The organism is Rhodospirillaceae bacterium (genome assembly GCA_040219235.1).
In the GTDB taxonomy this organism is placed as follows: domain Bacteria; phylum Pseudomonadota; class Alphaproteobacteria; order Rhodospirillales; family Rhodospirillaceae; genus WLXB01.
Genome location: JAVJSV010000011.1, coordinates 783,109 through 797,209 on the forward strand (window position 1 = coordinate 783,109; position 14,101 = coordinate 797,209).

At 50.7% G+C, this 14,101-nt stretch carries 11 protein-coding genes; 6 read left to right on the forward strand and 5 right to left on the reverse strand.

Annotation, left to right across the window (positions count from 1 at the left end):
- The first annotated feature begins 3 nt into the window (after positions 1–3).
- Genes RIC29_07655 through RIC29_07665 form a run of 3 tightly spaced genes read left to right on the forward strand, consistent with a single transcriptional unit; the run spans position 4 to position 4,882 of the window.
- Positions 4–1,404, forward strand: a complete 1,401-nt coding sequence (locus tag RIC29_07655) for an FAD-linked oxidase C-terminal domain-containing protein (protein MEQ8734784.1) — start codon at positions 4–6, stop codon at positions 1,402–1,404.
- Entirely contained in the window at positions 1,401–2,387 is a 987-nt protein-coding gene (locus RIC29_07660; GenBank protein MEQ8734785.1) for a 2-dehydropantoate 2-reductase, read from the forward strand. Before RIC29_07655 ends, RIC29_07660 begins: the two co-directional genes overlap by 4 nt.
- On the forward strand, positions 2,384–4,882 hold the full coding sequence (locus tag RIC29_07665; protein ID MEQ8734786.1) for a hypothetical protein: 2,499 nt from the start codon (positions 2,384–2,386) through the stop codon (positions 4,880–4,882). The genes RIC29_07660 and RIC29_07665 overlap by 4 nt, the downstream gene beginning before the upstream one ends.
- On the opposite strand, the gene RIC29_07670 is transcribed toward RIC29_07665, so the two are convergent.
- The 4 genes from RIC29_07670 to hspQ all read right to left on the reverse strand — a co-directional run bounded on the left by RIC29_07670 (position 4,861) and on the right by hspQ (position 8,336).
- Positions 4,861–5,775, reverse strand: a complete 915-nt coding sequence (locus tag RIC29_07670) for a glycosyltransferase (protein ID MEQ8734787.1) — start codon at positions 5,773–5,775, stop codon at positions 4,861–4,863. The two genes, RIC29_07665 and RIC29_07670, sit on opposite strands and share 22 nt — an antisense overlap.
- 78 nt (positions 5,776–5,853) lie before the next feature.
- Positions 5,854–7,014 (reverse strand): hypothetical protein, encoded by a 1,161-nt coding sequence (locus RIC29_07675; protein MEQ8734788.1) that lies wholly within the window; start codon positions 7,012–7,014, stop codon positions 5,854–5,856.
- Between the two features lie 297 nt (positions 7,015–7,311).
- Positions 7,312–7,788, reverse strand: a complete 477-nt coding sequence (locus RIC29_07680; GenBank protein ID MEQ8734789.1) for a peroxiredoxin — start codon at positions 7,786–7,788, stop codon at positions 7,312–7,314.
- 197 nt (positions 7,789–7,985) lie between these two features.
- Entirely contained in the window at positions 7,986–8,336 is a 351-nt protein-coding gene (gene hspQ / locus RIC29_07685; protein MEQ8734790.1) for a heat shock protein HspQ, read from the reverse strand.
- 153 nt (positions 8,337–8,489) lie between these two features.
- On the opposite strand from hspQ, the gene RIC29_07690 reads away from it, so the two are divergent.
- Positions 8,490–9,584: a class I SAM-dependent methyltransferase gene (locus tag RIC29_07690; protein MEQ8734791.1), complete on the forward strand. Its 1,095-nt coding sequence runs from the start codon at positions 8,490–8,492 to the stop codon at positions 9,582–9,584.
- Between the two features lie 8 nt (positions 9,585–9,592).
- Positions 9,593–9,943 (forward strand): hypothetical protein, encoded by a 351-nt coding sequence (locus tag RIC29_07695; GenBank protein MEQ8734792.1) that lies wholly within the window; start codon positions 9,593–9,595, stop codon positions 9,941–9,943.
- A 6-nt stretch (positions 9,944–9,949) separates the two neighbouring features.
- Here the strand turns inward: RIC29_07695 and RIC29_07700 are convergent, their stop codons facing one another.
- Positions 9,950–11,317: an MFS transporter gene (locus tag RIC29_07700; protein ID MEQ8734793.1), complete on the reverse strand. Its 1,368-nt coding sequence runs from the start codon at positions 11,315–11,317 to the stop codon at positions 9,950–9,952.
- Between the two features lie 304 nt (positions 11,318–11,621).
- Between RIC29_07700 and RIC29_07705 the strand changes: the two genes are divergently transcribed.
- Complete coding sequence (locus tag RIC29_07705) at positions 11,622–14,096, forward strand: ATP-binding protein (protein MEQ8734794.1); 2,475 nt, start codon at positions 11,622–11,624, stop codon at positions 14,094–14,096.
- Positions 14,097–14,101 lie beyond the last annotated feature (5 nt).

Below are 14,101 nucleotides of genomic sequence, written 5' to 3' on the forward strand. Positions count from 1 at the left end.
CGTATGGATGATGGTAGCAACCCCCTATTGCGCATAATCTCGGCACTTCAGGAGCGTTTCCCGGAGCAATGCAGCATCAATAGAGATGTTCTGGAGCGCCATGGGCGCGGGGAGTCGTGGCATCCCTCGGCTGCCCCCGATCTTGTGGTGTTTCCAAAGTCGACGGCAGAAGTGGCCGAGGTTGTGCAACTGTGCGCAGAGACGAATACACCGATCGTTCCATTTGGGGCAGGGACGTCATTAGAAGGCCAGGTCCAAGCGGTCGAAGGTGGTGTGTGTGTTGACCTGACGCACATGAACCAGATTGTCGATGTTCATCCTGAAGATATGGATTGCGTCATACAGTCCGGGGTGATGCGCAGCGATCTCAATGCGCATCTCAGAGATACCGGCCTGTTTTTCCCCATTGACCCAGGGGCAGAGTGCACCCTGGGCGGCATGGTGGCGACCCGCGCTTCAGGCACCAATGCGGTGCGGTACGGCACCATGCGTGAGAACGTATTAGGGCTGACAGTTGTGTTGGCCGATGGTTCTATTGTTAAAACCGGCGGTCGTGCGCGCAAGTCTGCGGCGGGATACGATCTTACGCGGTTGTTCACGGGGTCCGAGGGTACGCTCGGTATTATCACCGAGATCACACTGCGCTTGCACGGCATCCCTGAGGCGACCGCAGCTGCGGTTGTCAGCTTCCCCTCGATTGATGCCGCCGTAGAAACTGTCATTGAGGTGATCCAGCTTGGCACACCAATCGCCCGCATTGAGTTGATGGATGAGGTCAGTATAGATGCAGTAAACCGTTACGCTGGCTTATCGTTGGAGGTCGCACCAACCCTGTTCCTCGAGTTCCATGGGTCTCACGCTGGCGTTGCAGAACAAGCAGGCACTGTTGAAGCTATAGCGAGCGATCATGGATGCGACGCTTTTCAATGGTCTGACAAGCCGGAAGACCGCACCAAGTTGTGGCAGGCGCGACACAATGCCTATTACGCCGGGTTGGCGCTCAAGCCGGACTCACTTGGGCTGGTTACAGATGTTTGTGTGCCGATTTCCCGACTCGCCGATTGTATTCGGGAAACCAAGGCCGACTTGGACGCCAGCGAACTTCCAGCACCGTTGCTGGGCCACGTCGGCGATGGAAATTTTCACGTGTGTTTTATCCTGGACCAGGATGCGCCGGAGCAGATTGAGGAGGCCGAGCATCTTCATCGCCGTATGGTCGAGCGCGCCCTCAAGATGGGCGGCACCTGCACTGGCGAGCATGGCATCGGGCTTGGAAAAAAAGATCTCTTGATTGAAGAAGCCGGGGCAGGTGTTGATGTTATGGCGCGTATCAAGCAGGCGCTGGATCCGCAAAACCTCTTTAATCCTGGAAAGGTTTTCGACCAAGGACCACGAGAGGAATGACCATCCAGAAAATATGTATTGTTGGCCCGGGTGCGATTGGCGGGATGATGGCCGTCAAACTCATCTCCGCCGGATACGATGTGTCGGCCTTGGTAAGAACAAGTCGCGTTGACGCCATGAACCGGGATGGCATTACGCTCCATGATGAAGGCGAGACCTTTCATCATACGCCGCTTGCGGCGGCGAACGCGGCGGATATTGGCCCCCAAGACTTGGTCATCATCACGGTCAAAGAGACTGGTCTGAGCGATGTCGCCCCGGCTATATCGAATTTGTGTGGGCCAAAAACGCAAGTTGTGCAGGTGATGAATGGCATTCCCTGGTGGTTCTTTATGGATCGTGAGGGGCCGTATTCGGGAACATGTTTAGAAAGCGTTGATCCCAAAGGTTGTGTGTCCGAGCATTTTGAGGTCGAGCGGCACATTGGGGCCGTCATCAATTGCGGCGTGTCTTGGCGCGAGGACGGATCACTCAGCCATGATCATTCCAACCAGCTCTTTTTAGGCCGCCCAAGTGGTGCGCTTGGAGGCGTTGAAGCCGTCGCCGATGTTTTTCGCGCTTCTGGGTACAACGCGGAAGCAACATCGAATATACAACAGCAGGTGATGACCAAGCTGCTGGCCAACATGAGCTTTAATCCGTTGAGCGCTTTATCGATGGGCACGACGGATTTGCTCATTGGCGATGATTATGTTGCTGAGACGCTGGCGGGTTTGATGAACGAGGGGCGTGCCATCATCAAGGCTTTGGGCCTCGACCCTGGGCCTGATCCGATCGAAACCCTGAAGCGAGGGCAGAGGTTGAACGCATCTAAAACGTCTATGCTGCAAGATGTAGAAGCTGGGAAGCCCTTAGAATTAGAAGGGATCCTTGGCTCGGTCATAGAGGTGGCGTCGCTGGTTAAAGTGCCAGTGCCGCTGCTGCGAACGGTTTATGGTTTATTACGCGTGCGCCAACAAACGATGCAGGCAGCGTCCTCATGAGCGGTGCGATCATTGATCAGCGGCTCAAACCGCTGGCTGCAGAGTTGAAAGCGGGGCGCTACAAAGTTCTCTCGCTCGATATCTTTGACACGCTGTTGTGGCGACGTGTGCCGAATCCAGTTGACGTTTTTCTTTCTGTTGGCGAGTTGCTGCGAGACGGAGATTTATTGGCACCCTGGATATCTGTGGTTCAGTTTTCGGAGTTACGTGCCGCCGCAGAAAAGGCTGCGCGGGCCAAAGCAGAGGCGGCAACAGGTTCTCGCGAAGTCTTGCTTGCCGATATCTATGCGGCCTTACCAGATCACGCTTGGATTAGGCCAGACGCTGCAAGCGCGGCAGCGATGATTGAAGCGGCCACCGAGGCGGACGTGATGATTCTGGATCAGGAAATTGTCACTTTAATGGACTTGGCACGAGACTCTGATGTCCGTGTGGTGTTTACGTCTGACACTTATTTCACACGCGATGAACTTCTGGGTTTTCTGGCCCGTGCCGGTTTGCCCCCCGAAAAACTGCCCGGGACCGTCTATATTTCTAATGAACAAGGGCGACCGAAATGGCGGGACTTGTTCGATATTATTCTTAAAGACTTGGATATTGCTCCAGAGCTACTGGTCCATGTTGGGGACAATGTTGACGCAGACGTGAAGCCCTGCACTGCGCGTGGCATCGCACATGTCTTTTATGACAAGTGGGGTGGGCTACCGCGGGCGCAACACAGAGAACTGCTTGAAAACGTGAAACGCGATGCGGTTTGGTTCAGTGCAGAGGGCGATGCCGGTCTCACCGGCTTGCGTTCGCGCCTTGTCTATCGAGCCCCAGAGGATGTGCCAGATCATCACAAGTCTTATTGGGTGTATGGGGCTGTGACGTTGGCGCCACTTTTTTGTGCCTATGCGCAATGGGTTGTAGATACGGCGGCACAAAATAAGTCGGTAGTGTTTGGTATCATGCGTGAAGGACGGTTCCTCGCACGTTTGGTCTCTCATGTGTCTCGATGCCTGAGCAGTGAAGTGACGGTGGGAGAACTCTGGTTGTCCCGGCGTGCGGTTGTGCGCGCTGCCTTGTGGCCAGACGATCTCTCTCTGCTTGGTCAGGCGGTTTCCTACTGCCCAGGTCCTTCAACAGATGATGTGTTGTCGCAATTGGGAGTATCCCGCTCTGATCTTGTCGGCGTGTTTCAAGATCCGAATGCGTTTGACCTTCACGTTCCAGGAGGGATGAACGCATTTCTAACAGCTGTGTCTCGTACGCCGGCTTTACAGCAAAAATTAGCCGATGCGAGCGCACTACGGCGTAAAGCCCTTGTAAAGTATGCTGCAGAGCAATTTGAGTCCGCCAACGGTGATGAAGTTATTTTGCTCGATTTAGGGTATGCGGGCACCATCCAAACCGTTCTGCAGAAAATCCTCATCAGAGAGTCTAAACCGCAGGTGTTGTCAGGCTTGTACATTGCCATCAACGCTAAGGGGCGGGAGAATATTCTGGCGGGGAGTGACCTTAGGGCTCTTGCGGGGCGTGGTGGTTTTCAGTCTACGCTGACTCGCTTGCTGGAGCGTACACCGGATATTTTGGAGCATGCGTGTATGTGTCCAGAGGGCAGCTTGGATGGGTTTGGCGAAGATGGTCAACCGGAGTTGTTGCCGAGTCAAAGGTCTCCCGACCAGATCACACAAATGGAAATGGTGCAGCAGGGAATTCTTGATGGGGTAACCACTATTTTTGAAACGCTCGGTCGAGACGCTGTCGCCTCTGATGCATTTCTCGAAACGGCGACTGATGTTGTGCAACAGGCCATGTTGTACCCTTCGCCAGAGGAGGTTTCTTCCATCGGGGGATGGTTACACGAAGCGAATTTTGACCTCAAAGATCAACGCACGTTGATCGACCTACGTGTGGATGCGACACGCCTTGAATACAGCGATGCCTCTCTATGGGCTTCCTTGGGGCGGGAAGAAGTGTATTGGCCTCAGGCCGCGCTTTCTGAGGTTGCGCCTGATCTCATAGATGTGAACGCAGCCGTAAGCAAAGGCTTTCTGGCTGCTGATCATATGGGAGCAAAAACCGCAATTGGCGCGTTGACCTTAACACCGGATATTGGTGTCGGATTGGATCATCGAAATGCGATCCAAATACCTGTCACATTAACTGCGCATGGGCGTGGCGAGATTCAAGCTGCGGTCAAGCCCTTCAATCCATCCGCCTATCAAGAAATTGAGATTAAATTTCCGGAGTCAGCCGCTGCGATCGTGATTGATCAATGCGCTGTCCTGTATCGCGGCGAGGCCGAGCAGAAGGTTCTTGATGTAACACGCAACATTAAACTTAATGAAACTATGGCGATTGCAGGCCAGGTTGCTATTTCAGACCCGAGCGCGGGAAAAATGATGCTCGACCTTAACGCTACAATTCCGCCCTGGCCTCATAGCTTGGAGCTTCTGTTACGCTTTAAGTACTTACGTTTGGACCCTGTTTATTCGTCGCGCACAAAGTAGCGTTTTTCTGCCTCATTGTAGCGTATCGTCTTCAGGGGTGGCACGTGAGATTCGTCGAGTCTATGTTGTAATTTTTTGAGCTGTATAACTTTAAATCTCTTTCCAGTAGCCCGCGCTCTTAGAATTGTCGCGTTGTCTGGATCTTTAATCCATTCAGGAAATTCAGAGTTGTATCTAGTCAACACCTCAACACATTCGTCGCTATAGTCCTGTCGATTAGCAATTGCCTTGTTGTCTCCATGCGCTCTGTAAATGCTGAGCGGTGTTGGCACCGTGTACAACTCTGCATGCTGCAGAAACCGCGACCAAAGTTCAAAGTCACATGCGAGTTCTAGTGAGTCGTCAAATTTACCCCCGACTTCGTCCCAGAGATCACGCCGCCAAAATGTAGCATCCTGTGTGATCCACCCGTTGTGAGGGCGACCGAGGGTCTTGATGTGTTCGCCATGGGCAAAGCCCCAGGCATCAACGCCTGGCATGATCTCGGTGCTGATGACGGTGCCGTCTTCGCGCGCAATCAATGGAAACCGAGATGTGATCCATCTGACCCCAGGAAGTTGGTCAAATATTTCTAGGACCGTTCTCAAGGCCCACGGTGTCAGCATGTCATCTGAGTTGAGCCAGCCCATATAGGGCGCGTCGGATTTTGCAAAGCCATTAGCAACGGCATCATAATTGCCTTTGTCTGGTGCGCTCTGCCAATGATGCAGGTGAGGACTGAGTTCCTCAATAATCTCTACTGAATTGTCTGTTGAGCCGCCATCCATTACGACGTAATCCACGCGATCAAAATCGGGCTGGGAGATAATGGATTGCATGCACTCTCGTAGATACTTGCCGTAATTATAATTTACGGTCACCATCGTCATGCGGGCAGGAGGACGTTCAGGCATATGAGAATTCTAGCTCTCTGGTTGATCTTAGTATTGTATAAAAGATAAGCCACCCTAAGTAACACGCCAAGGCGGGGATTACTTGTAAATTGGAATTCCAGGCCGTCCCGACTCGTGAATAACCCGTTCGATGACGGCGGGATGATCTATGCGCTCAAAAAACTCCAGCCCGCGTACACCATCCCGCCACTTATCGAGGGATTTCTGCAAGTGTGCCATAATCCAATCGGGGTCATGTAAGTAAAGTCCCGGTATGTGATAGTGGCTCAGAAGCCACCCTAGCATGGATACCTTTTGGTCATCATCAACTTGCGGCCCTTGCTGCTGGAGCGCATCAATACCTTCATAATCAGCGATGGCATTAATATGCGAGTTGCCCACCGCATAGATCGTGTGACCCCAGAGCAACCCTTGCAGCGCGACGCTGGAGGATACACTTGCAACAGAATCCATATGCGCCAGCATAAACTGTGACGGGAAGATAATGCGGCTCATTTCAGCATTCATAAATAGGTTTTCATTCTCAGCGATGAGCGATTCCAGAAGTTTAGGGTCTGGAAATTCCCGGGTCATGTGAATTGCCGTCGAATGCGGCAAGGCGACAACACACGTGCTGTCGGGAACATTCTCAATGACATCTTGCAGGAGGCCATCTTGCGATGTGTACGTGCTGGTGCCCTCAAACCCATAATGGCCGCTGAATTGAAGGGGTAGTAGCATCAGATGCTCGAATTTTCTCCGCAGGCCATCACACATATCTTTGAAGGGTGAGTTTGGCTTTAGGATGTCATCCAGATACCGCTTCCTAAAATTCTTAACCAGATTCCGTTCGCTCCCTTTTGCCTGATAGCTTCTGAGGTCATCCACATACTGTGACAATGTGCTGTTGCCAAATTTTCCCAGGGGGTCGAGGTAAAAACTTTCTGGGAAAGGGGGTCTGGAGTAGAGCCCGTATTCCATATGAAAGATGAGGGCGTCGGGAAATGCTGTTCGGAGCCAAGGGGCAGTTGTGTATGTAATCACAACGTCAGGTTTAAACTTATCAAGGGCTTTCAGGAGAACGGCCGCCGCCTTTTCTAGTTCCGTCTCAGTGAGTTCGCCTCGATAGCCACGTATCGTTGCTGCTAAGTAGTTCTCGCCAAAAACATCCAGAAGATCCTGTTCCTGAATCTCAGTGAGCAGATCACCTTCGAACCCATAGGTGGGGGCGACTTTCCCCAATGATGTGTTGGTGAGCATCCGCAGGCGGTGACCCTTGGTGACAAACCCGCCATTGTAGAGTGCCCCAGCGACATTGGCAGAAAACTTGATCCAAGCTTCATGGAAAAGCGGCTGTTCCAGCTCGGTCAGCGGCTCGACATAAAACAGTAATTTAATGGTCCCGCTCCCCAGCAGAAATCTGTACAGCTATTAGCCACAGTATCCCTATTCCAAGGTGCACTGTCTATAAAACGCTCTACCCTTCGTGTCCGCCACCTTACGAAAAACGGCGGCCTAACTAAGGCCGCCGTTTCAAAATATCTCAGGTCGCTGTGACTAGACCGCGCAGGTTTTTTCCGCGCTGGTCAGGTCGTAGCCGCCCTCATCAATGTTGACTTGCTCTGCTACGCCGTTGTTGACGACAACAGAAAAACGCTTGCCGCGTGTGCCAAGGCCAAAACCGGAAGCGTCGAGCTCTAGGCCGAGAGCCTTAGTGTAATCTCCGTTACCGTCAGCGAGCATCACGATTTTATCACCAACGCCACGGTCTTCGCCCCAAGCCTTCATCACGAAGGCATCGTTCACGGCCATACAGGCTATGGTGTCGAAGCCCTTGGCTTTAATGGCGTCATAGTTTTTCAAGTAGCTGGGCAGGTGTTGATTGGAGCAGGTTGGAGTAAAGGCCCCAGGCACTGAAAACAGAGCGACTTTCTTTCCGTTAAACAAGTCGTCCGTACTCATGTCTTTTACACCATCGCTGGTCATAACCTTGAAGCTGCCGCTTGGCATCTTGTCACCGTTGCTGATTGTCATTTTGATTTTCTCCTCGTTGGTTCGAATAATGGGGTTCGAATAATGGGGTTCGAATATTGCGCGTCCCTTGCGCTGGGTTCAAAGATTAATGGGTTGTAGGCTATCGCATTACTCTAACCTAAGCATTGGTTGAGCATTTTCCAATCGCGGAATTGAAAAGAGATGCACATATTTCCCTAGTCTAAGGCCCAGAACATCTAGTTCTTATAGGTCTCATGTAAAACATAGATACCGTCATCCACTTCATTGAAGTAATCAGGAATATCTGGATGCATGACCGGGTCTCCCGTTTCGTCCTCCAACAAGTTCTGCTGAGACACATAGGCGACATAGTGTGAGGAGTCGTTCTCAGCAAAGACGTGATAAAACGGCTGGTCTTTGCGGGGTCGAGCCTTTTCTGGAATAGACTGCCACCACTCCTCGGTGTTGTTAAACTCCGGGTCTACATCAAAAATAACGCCCCGAAACGGGAATAGGCGATGGCGCACCACCTGCCCAATGCGAAATTTGGCTTCTCTCGACTGATGTGAAGACCATGCCATCGACATGTCTGTTCCTTTCGCTATCGCGGGCCGGCCCGGTAAGGTTTTAACAGCATACCAAATGGGGTATGGCGCAGCTGTTAACAAGGCTCCAGACCCTTTTCTGACCGGAAGGAAGCTCCTAAACTATTCCGCGTTAATTGAAAACAGGAGGACTCGGTGCCTGAGTCTTTGAGAAACGATCCAGATGTTTTGGAAATCCCGGAAAGTCGCGATTTTCGAGCCTATCATGCCTTTTTGCGATCATCCCGTAATTTTATGGATGGTCCGCTGGTGCGGCAGATGAGCAAAAACTATGACGCAGCCATTGAGGGCGATATAGCGCCCAAAACGGCTGACGAAGCCTTTCAAGTTTTAGACGACTTGCTGGAGTTCCAGCTTTATTCCTGGTGTTTTAGGCATTTTCAAAGATTTAAGTATCACCGGCCAGACTTCGGGATATTCGACGTAGTAAACAAAGACCGTCAGCATATCATCGCAGTGTTAGAAGAAGCGGCCAAAGGTGCCGGAGAAAGTCTTCGGCTAAATGATGATTTGGAATTACCTGAGTATTATCGTTTCGTAGATTTTCATCAGCATACAGGTGGGGTTTACTCAGATACAACAGATGGGGTGGTCTATGAGTTTGGTCGCCGTACAACCAATCCAGCGCATATGGATCCGAATCTGATCTATCGCTTGTCTTATAGTCAGTTTCCAGATCGTGCCTTTGATAAGGTACTGGATTGGGGCACGGGCCACGGTGCGGGCCTGATAGAATGGCAAAAACTTCATCCAGAGTCCGAGTGTTATGGTGTCGATCTTTCGGCTCCGTGTCTCAAATTGGCGCATAAAAGGGCACAAGAACACGGCTTCCAATTCAAGCTGTCACAGCAGGATGTTGAGCATCTCGATTTTGAAGATGATACCTTCGACTGTATTTTTCATCTTTTTATGTTTCACGAAATTCCACCAGTGAATCTTAAGAATGCGCTCAAAGAAGCCTATCGCGTTCTGAAACCAGGAGGTGTTTTTGTTGGGCCCGAGTTTGGTAAGGGTGCGGACTCGCCCATGCTTGAAGCTGTTCAGTTGTCTCATGCTTGGAACAACAACGAGACCTACACGGCGGCCTGGATTGATTTTGATATGGAAAAGGCAGCACGCGATGTTGGTTATAAAAAGGTAACCATAGAACCCTTTAAGCCATACACTTCCACACCTTCAAAAAAGGAATCAGAGGTCATATCGTGGCGTTTCTACCAATTTGAAAAGTAAAAAATTAAGTGACTAAGAACAATTATAAAGCGGTCAAGACCGGGCCGGTGACCGGTGAAGAGCCAGATTGGGTGCATGATTTACCCGTGGACAATCTGGTTGGCGCAATCACGGCCTTGTCGGGAGAGGTTTATATTCTGCGCGAGCGGATGCGGGCCATGGAGCGTGAACTGGTGCGCCGAGATGTTTTATCAGACTGTGCGGTAGAAGATCACGAACCGACTATTGAAGAGCGCGAATCTGATCAAAAGGATCTTGACGCCTTCGTAAATCGTATTTGGTCTGAGATCATGCGTGACCGCACAACCGTCGCCAAAGTCGATCCTGGGGCGGTTAATTATTTTAAACAACCAGAGTGATCCGAATCAGGCTTTTTCAGCCCATTCTTGAGCTTCATCAGCCGCAGCGGCATAATACTTTAAGCCCCAGGCAATCAGCAGGATCGCTGGCACACCGACGACAAGTGGTATAACGGCCATTGAGTATTTTAACATACTCGGGTCGCCCAACAGGTCGGTGATAAGCCCAACGGATGTCGGCCCTAACATCAGACCGACAACGTTGATGATCAACCAATATATGGCAGTTGCCTGCGCGCGCACCTGGTTGGGTGCAATATGTACCACAGCGGCTGCGCCACAAGCTGATGCGGCGGCCCCACCAAGAAGGGAAGGAATATACACAACGGTTGCCCAAACCCCTGTTGGCATGAGGGGGTAAGCAATGTTGGTTATGACCGTAAGAATTACGCCATAAAACATGGCACGCATGGGGCCATCTTTGCCGCCCATCTTGGTCAATTTGTCCGCAAGCCATCCCCCCGCATTGGCACCGATTGGACCAAATATTAGACTAGCTGTTCCAAGTGTGATGCCAATTCTAGCGATGTCCCATCCCCAGGTGCGTTCGAAAAGAGGCGCATTCCAAAACCCTGTGTAGCCAACCAATGTGACAACAGACATGCCGAAGAAAAGGCTGCCATAAGCTTTCCAGCGTACAAACAAAAAGGCCATGCCATCTTTAAAACTCACTTCTCTGCTTGTGCTGGCGCTTGAAGACTTAATTTCAATTAAGCCGCGCCGCAGAGGTTCTTTTACCGTCAGCATGAGGAGTGCCAGCAGGAGGCCAGGAAGGCCAACAATCATAAATGCTGTCTGCCAGGCTTGTAGTTCGCCAACGATGGGGAAAACGAGAGGAGGTATGGAAAGTAGAAAAGCAATCAGTGGGCCTCCCAGAAGGTTCGCAAGTCCTTGCCCTAGTGAAATGCCAGACATGTAGAGGCTAACTGCGCGAGCCCGTTTTTTCTGCGGGAAGTAATCACTGATGAGAGACAGTGCGCTTGGCGTTAAAACAGCTTCACCGGCACCAACGCCAATGCGGGCCATAAAGAGTTGCGGGAAATTTTTGGCTAGGCCGCAAGCTGCCGTCATGAGGCACCAAACAGTAATGCCGAGACCTATAATATTGCGCCGGCTTTTGCGGTCGGCTAGCCACCCAATTGGAATGCCAAGTGTGACGTAAAAGATAGCGAAGGCTGGGCCGAGAATGAGCCCGATCTGTAAGTCGGTGAGTTCGAGGTCTGCTTTGATCGGCTCGATTAACAGACTCATAATCTGACGGTCTATGAACGAAAGAATATACGCAAGCAGCATCAAAGACGTGACGTACCATGCATATTTAGAGTTTGGATACGGCGGCTGCGTTGTCCGTGCCTCATTAACTGTGTCGCTCATCGCTGCTTTCCCCAATATGCAACATTGTGCTTACACAACAGTGTTTACCGAAAGTTTGGTGATGACAAGTGCCCCAATTTATTAGGAGTCCCAGCGCCTCAATTTCAGATCTAAACATGCCGTCATTTTATTAGGCACGACTCCTTAACCCAAGTCTTCAAGAGGTGATTAAATGACAAAATGCCTGATTGACTTGAGGTGACGGCGGGAATGAGACAAAGTTGCTGTTATTCACGCTGCTGCCAGCTTTGGCGTATCAAGGTTACTTAACGTCACGTCTGAACAATACAGAAGCAAAGCCATCATGGGTCTTTCAAAAGGACAAGCGAAGCTCTGGGCTATTGCACTGTTTTCAATCTCGACTCTGGTTTTCGGTGTTGTATGGCAGGTCGCTAAAGACCGTACTTCTGCGCTTGAAGGGTCAGGGCGCGTAACCCAGCAACTCTCTCTAACGCTTGAGGCCAGCATTGTCGGTGGGTTACGGTCAGCTGAACTTGCCGCAGATCATGTTGCGACCGTAACCGCAGGTCACCTTAAACCTGATGGCGACCCGGATGATACGGCGATTGCCTTTTGGGTTGAGACCCTTAGAGAATTAAACTTTCTCCATGGCATTTCTTACATCAAAGCTGACGGAAGCATTCCGAGTACAGCCGTGCGTATGGATGCTGAATCTGTCCAGGTGATAAAGCGGTTGTTCGATGGCAGTGAATGGCCAGCTTATACGATGCACCTTCAAAAGGGAGAGGATAGGATTTTCCTGGGAGACCCAATTCGAAGCTTCTTTGTCGAAGGCGAATGGATTTTGCCATTAACGCAGGCCATACGTGACGCAAATGGTGACCTTGTTGGTGTCGTTTATATTGATATAGCCCTTAAAACATTCTTGAGTTTGTTCGAGGAAGTTTTGCCGCCTGGAATGAACTCTGTGGCTTTGTTCCATGATGATGGCAGGCTTTTGTTTGCATATCCCTTTGTCGATGCGGTTATCGGCAAATCGTATAAAGACCTGAATTTATTTAAAGTGCGGTTGGCGGAGTCTAACGCTGGAACCTATCAGGCACAGTCACAACTCAACCGTGACATGCGTGTCTTGAGCTATAGGTCTGTTGGCGGATGGCCTTTGGTTCTTACCGTTGACCTTTCTAATGCTGAGGTATTAGCGCCTTGGCGCAAGAGCGCCTTTGCCTATGGTTTGGCCGCCACAGGTGCAGCAACTGTAATCCTTACTTTGACGCTCTGGCTCACACTGCAATTCCGACGCGATGATGAAAACCGCAGAACATTATTGTTAAAAGAACGCAGCCTTGAAGAGTCACAGCGCTTGGCAGAGATCGGGCATTTTGAGCGTGATATCCTGACGTCTGAAATCATCTGGGGCGAGAATATGTATGCCATTCATGGTGTGGAGCCAGAGGAATTCGCGCCCAGCCGGCCAGCTTTTCTAGATCTCGTTGTTGAAGAATCCCGTGAAGATGTTGTTCGCAACGTTGGTGCTTTTGATAACCCTCCAGCGGACGGTCATTTTGAAGCACGTATCTGCCGTCCATGTGACGGTGCGGTAAGAACGATGACATATGATTGGAGAATCATTCGTGATCAAGACGGGCGTGCGATCAAGGCGTTTGGTGTGGCCCAAGACGTCACAGATTTAAGGCGGACAGAGCGCAAGGTTAGAGAAAACGAGATTAGGTTGCGAGATATCACGGAATGTATGAGCGATTTTATATGGGAAGTCGACGAGAACGGAGTGATTACTTATTTTGAAAGTGGGTCCCATAATCCCATGCTCAATATTCAGATTGGCGTTACGAAAGATCAGAACATTGATCTGACCGAAGGGCTAACAGATCGTTCAATGATGTTACAGGCTATGGCCCAGCAGGAACCGTTCAGAAATCTGATAATTGCGTTGCGGGATAAGCAGGATGAAGCGCGCTGGGTCCGTATATCCGCTAACCCGATGTATGACTCAAAGAATACGTTTATTGGTTACCGTGGGGCTGGCGCAGACGTAACGGAGCAGCGACGACAGCGATTGCAGCAGGCGGAACGTGAAAAATCCGATGCGTTAGATCGCTTGGCAGGTGGTATCGCCCATGAAATCAACAATCTTCTCCAGCCTGTCGTTGTTTATTCGGCCATGGGAGAAACAGAAGCCCCCGAGATTGAGAGAACACAAGGATATTTTAGAAAAATATACATGGCATCACAGCAGGCAATTCGGATTGTCCAAGATATTTTAACATTTGCGCGAGAGGGGCGTGCCAAAGTTGAGACCATTTCGCTATCAAGTGCAGTAAAAGACGGTTTGGATCTCATGAGGCCAACTTTGCCGAGCACGTTAATTTTAGATCAATTTTGGTTTGATGAGGAAGTGAATGTATCGGCGAACGCAGGTGGTGTGCATCAAGTGTTGTTCAACTTGGTTCGGAATGCTGTCGATGCCGCAGGGCCAAATGGCACTGTCATAATCGAAACTGGAACATCTGTACTGTACTCAAAAGATTCTGATCCCTGGACGGTTTTACCCGGACGGTATGGCTTTTTCTCTGTAGCGGACAACGGCCCGGGTTTGGATGAGCAAACTCTGAGTAAAATCTTTGATCCGTTTTTCACAACCAAACCCCGAGGCGTTGGGACTGGCTTAGGGTTGTCTGTCGTGGCGGGTTTAGTGCGTGAGTGGGGTGGGGCTGTCGATGTTGTGTCGTTTAAGGGTAAAACGACGTTTACGGTTTTTGTGCCGTTGGTTGGCGCTTTAAAGCAAGCGGCTGAATGATATTA

Coding starts and splice junctions, on each gene's coding strand:
- RIC29_07655 (MEQ8734784.1), top strand. CDS start 4: ATGGATGATGGTAGCAACCCCCTATTGCGCATAATCTCGGCACTTCAG.
- RIC29_07660 (MEQ8734785.1), top strand. CDS start 1,401: ATGACCATCCAGAAAATATGTATTGTTGGCCCGGGTGCGATTGGCGGG.
- RIC29_07665 (MEQ8734786.1), top strand. CDS start 2,384: ATGAGCGGTGCGATCATTGATCAGCGGCTCAAACCGCTGGCTGCAGAG.
- RIC29_07670 (MEQ8734787.1), bottom strand. CDS start 5,775: ATGCCTGAACGTCCTCCTGCCCGCATGACGATGGTGACCGTAAATTAT.
- RIC29_07675 (MEQ8734788.1), bottom strand. CDS start 7,014: ATGCTCACCAACACATCATTGGGGAAAGTCGCCCCCACCTATGGGTTC.
- RIC29_07680 (MEQ8734789.1), bottom strand. CDS start 7,788: ATGACAATCAGCAACGGTGACAAGATGCCAAGCGGCAGCTTCAAGGTT.
- hspQ (MEQ8734790.1), bottom strand. CDS start 8,336: ATGTCGATGGCATGGTCTTCACATCAGTCGAGAGAAGCCAAATTTCGC.
- RIC29_07700 (MEQ8734793.1), bottom strand. CDS start 11,317: ATGAGCGACACAGTTAATGAGGCACGGACAACGCAGCCGCCGTATCCA.
- RIC29_07705 (MEQ8734794.1), top strand. CDS start 11,622: ATGGGTCTTTCAAAAGGACAAGCGAAGCTCTGGGCTATTGCACTGTTT.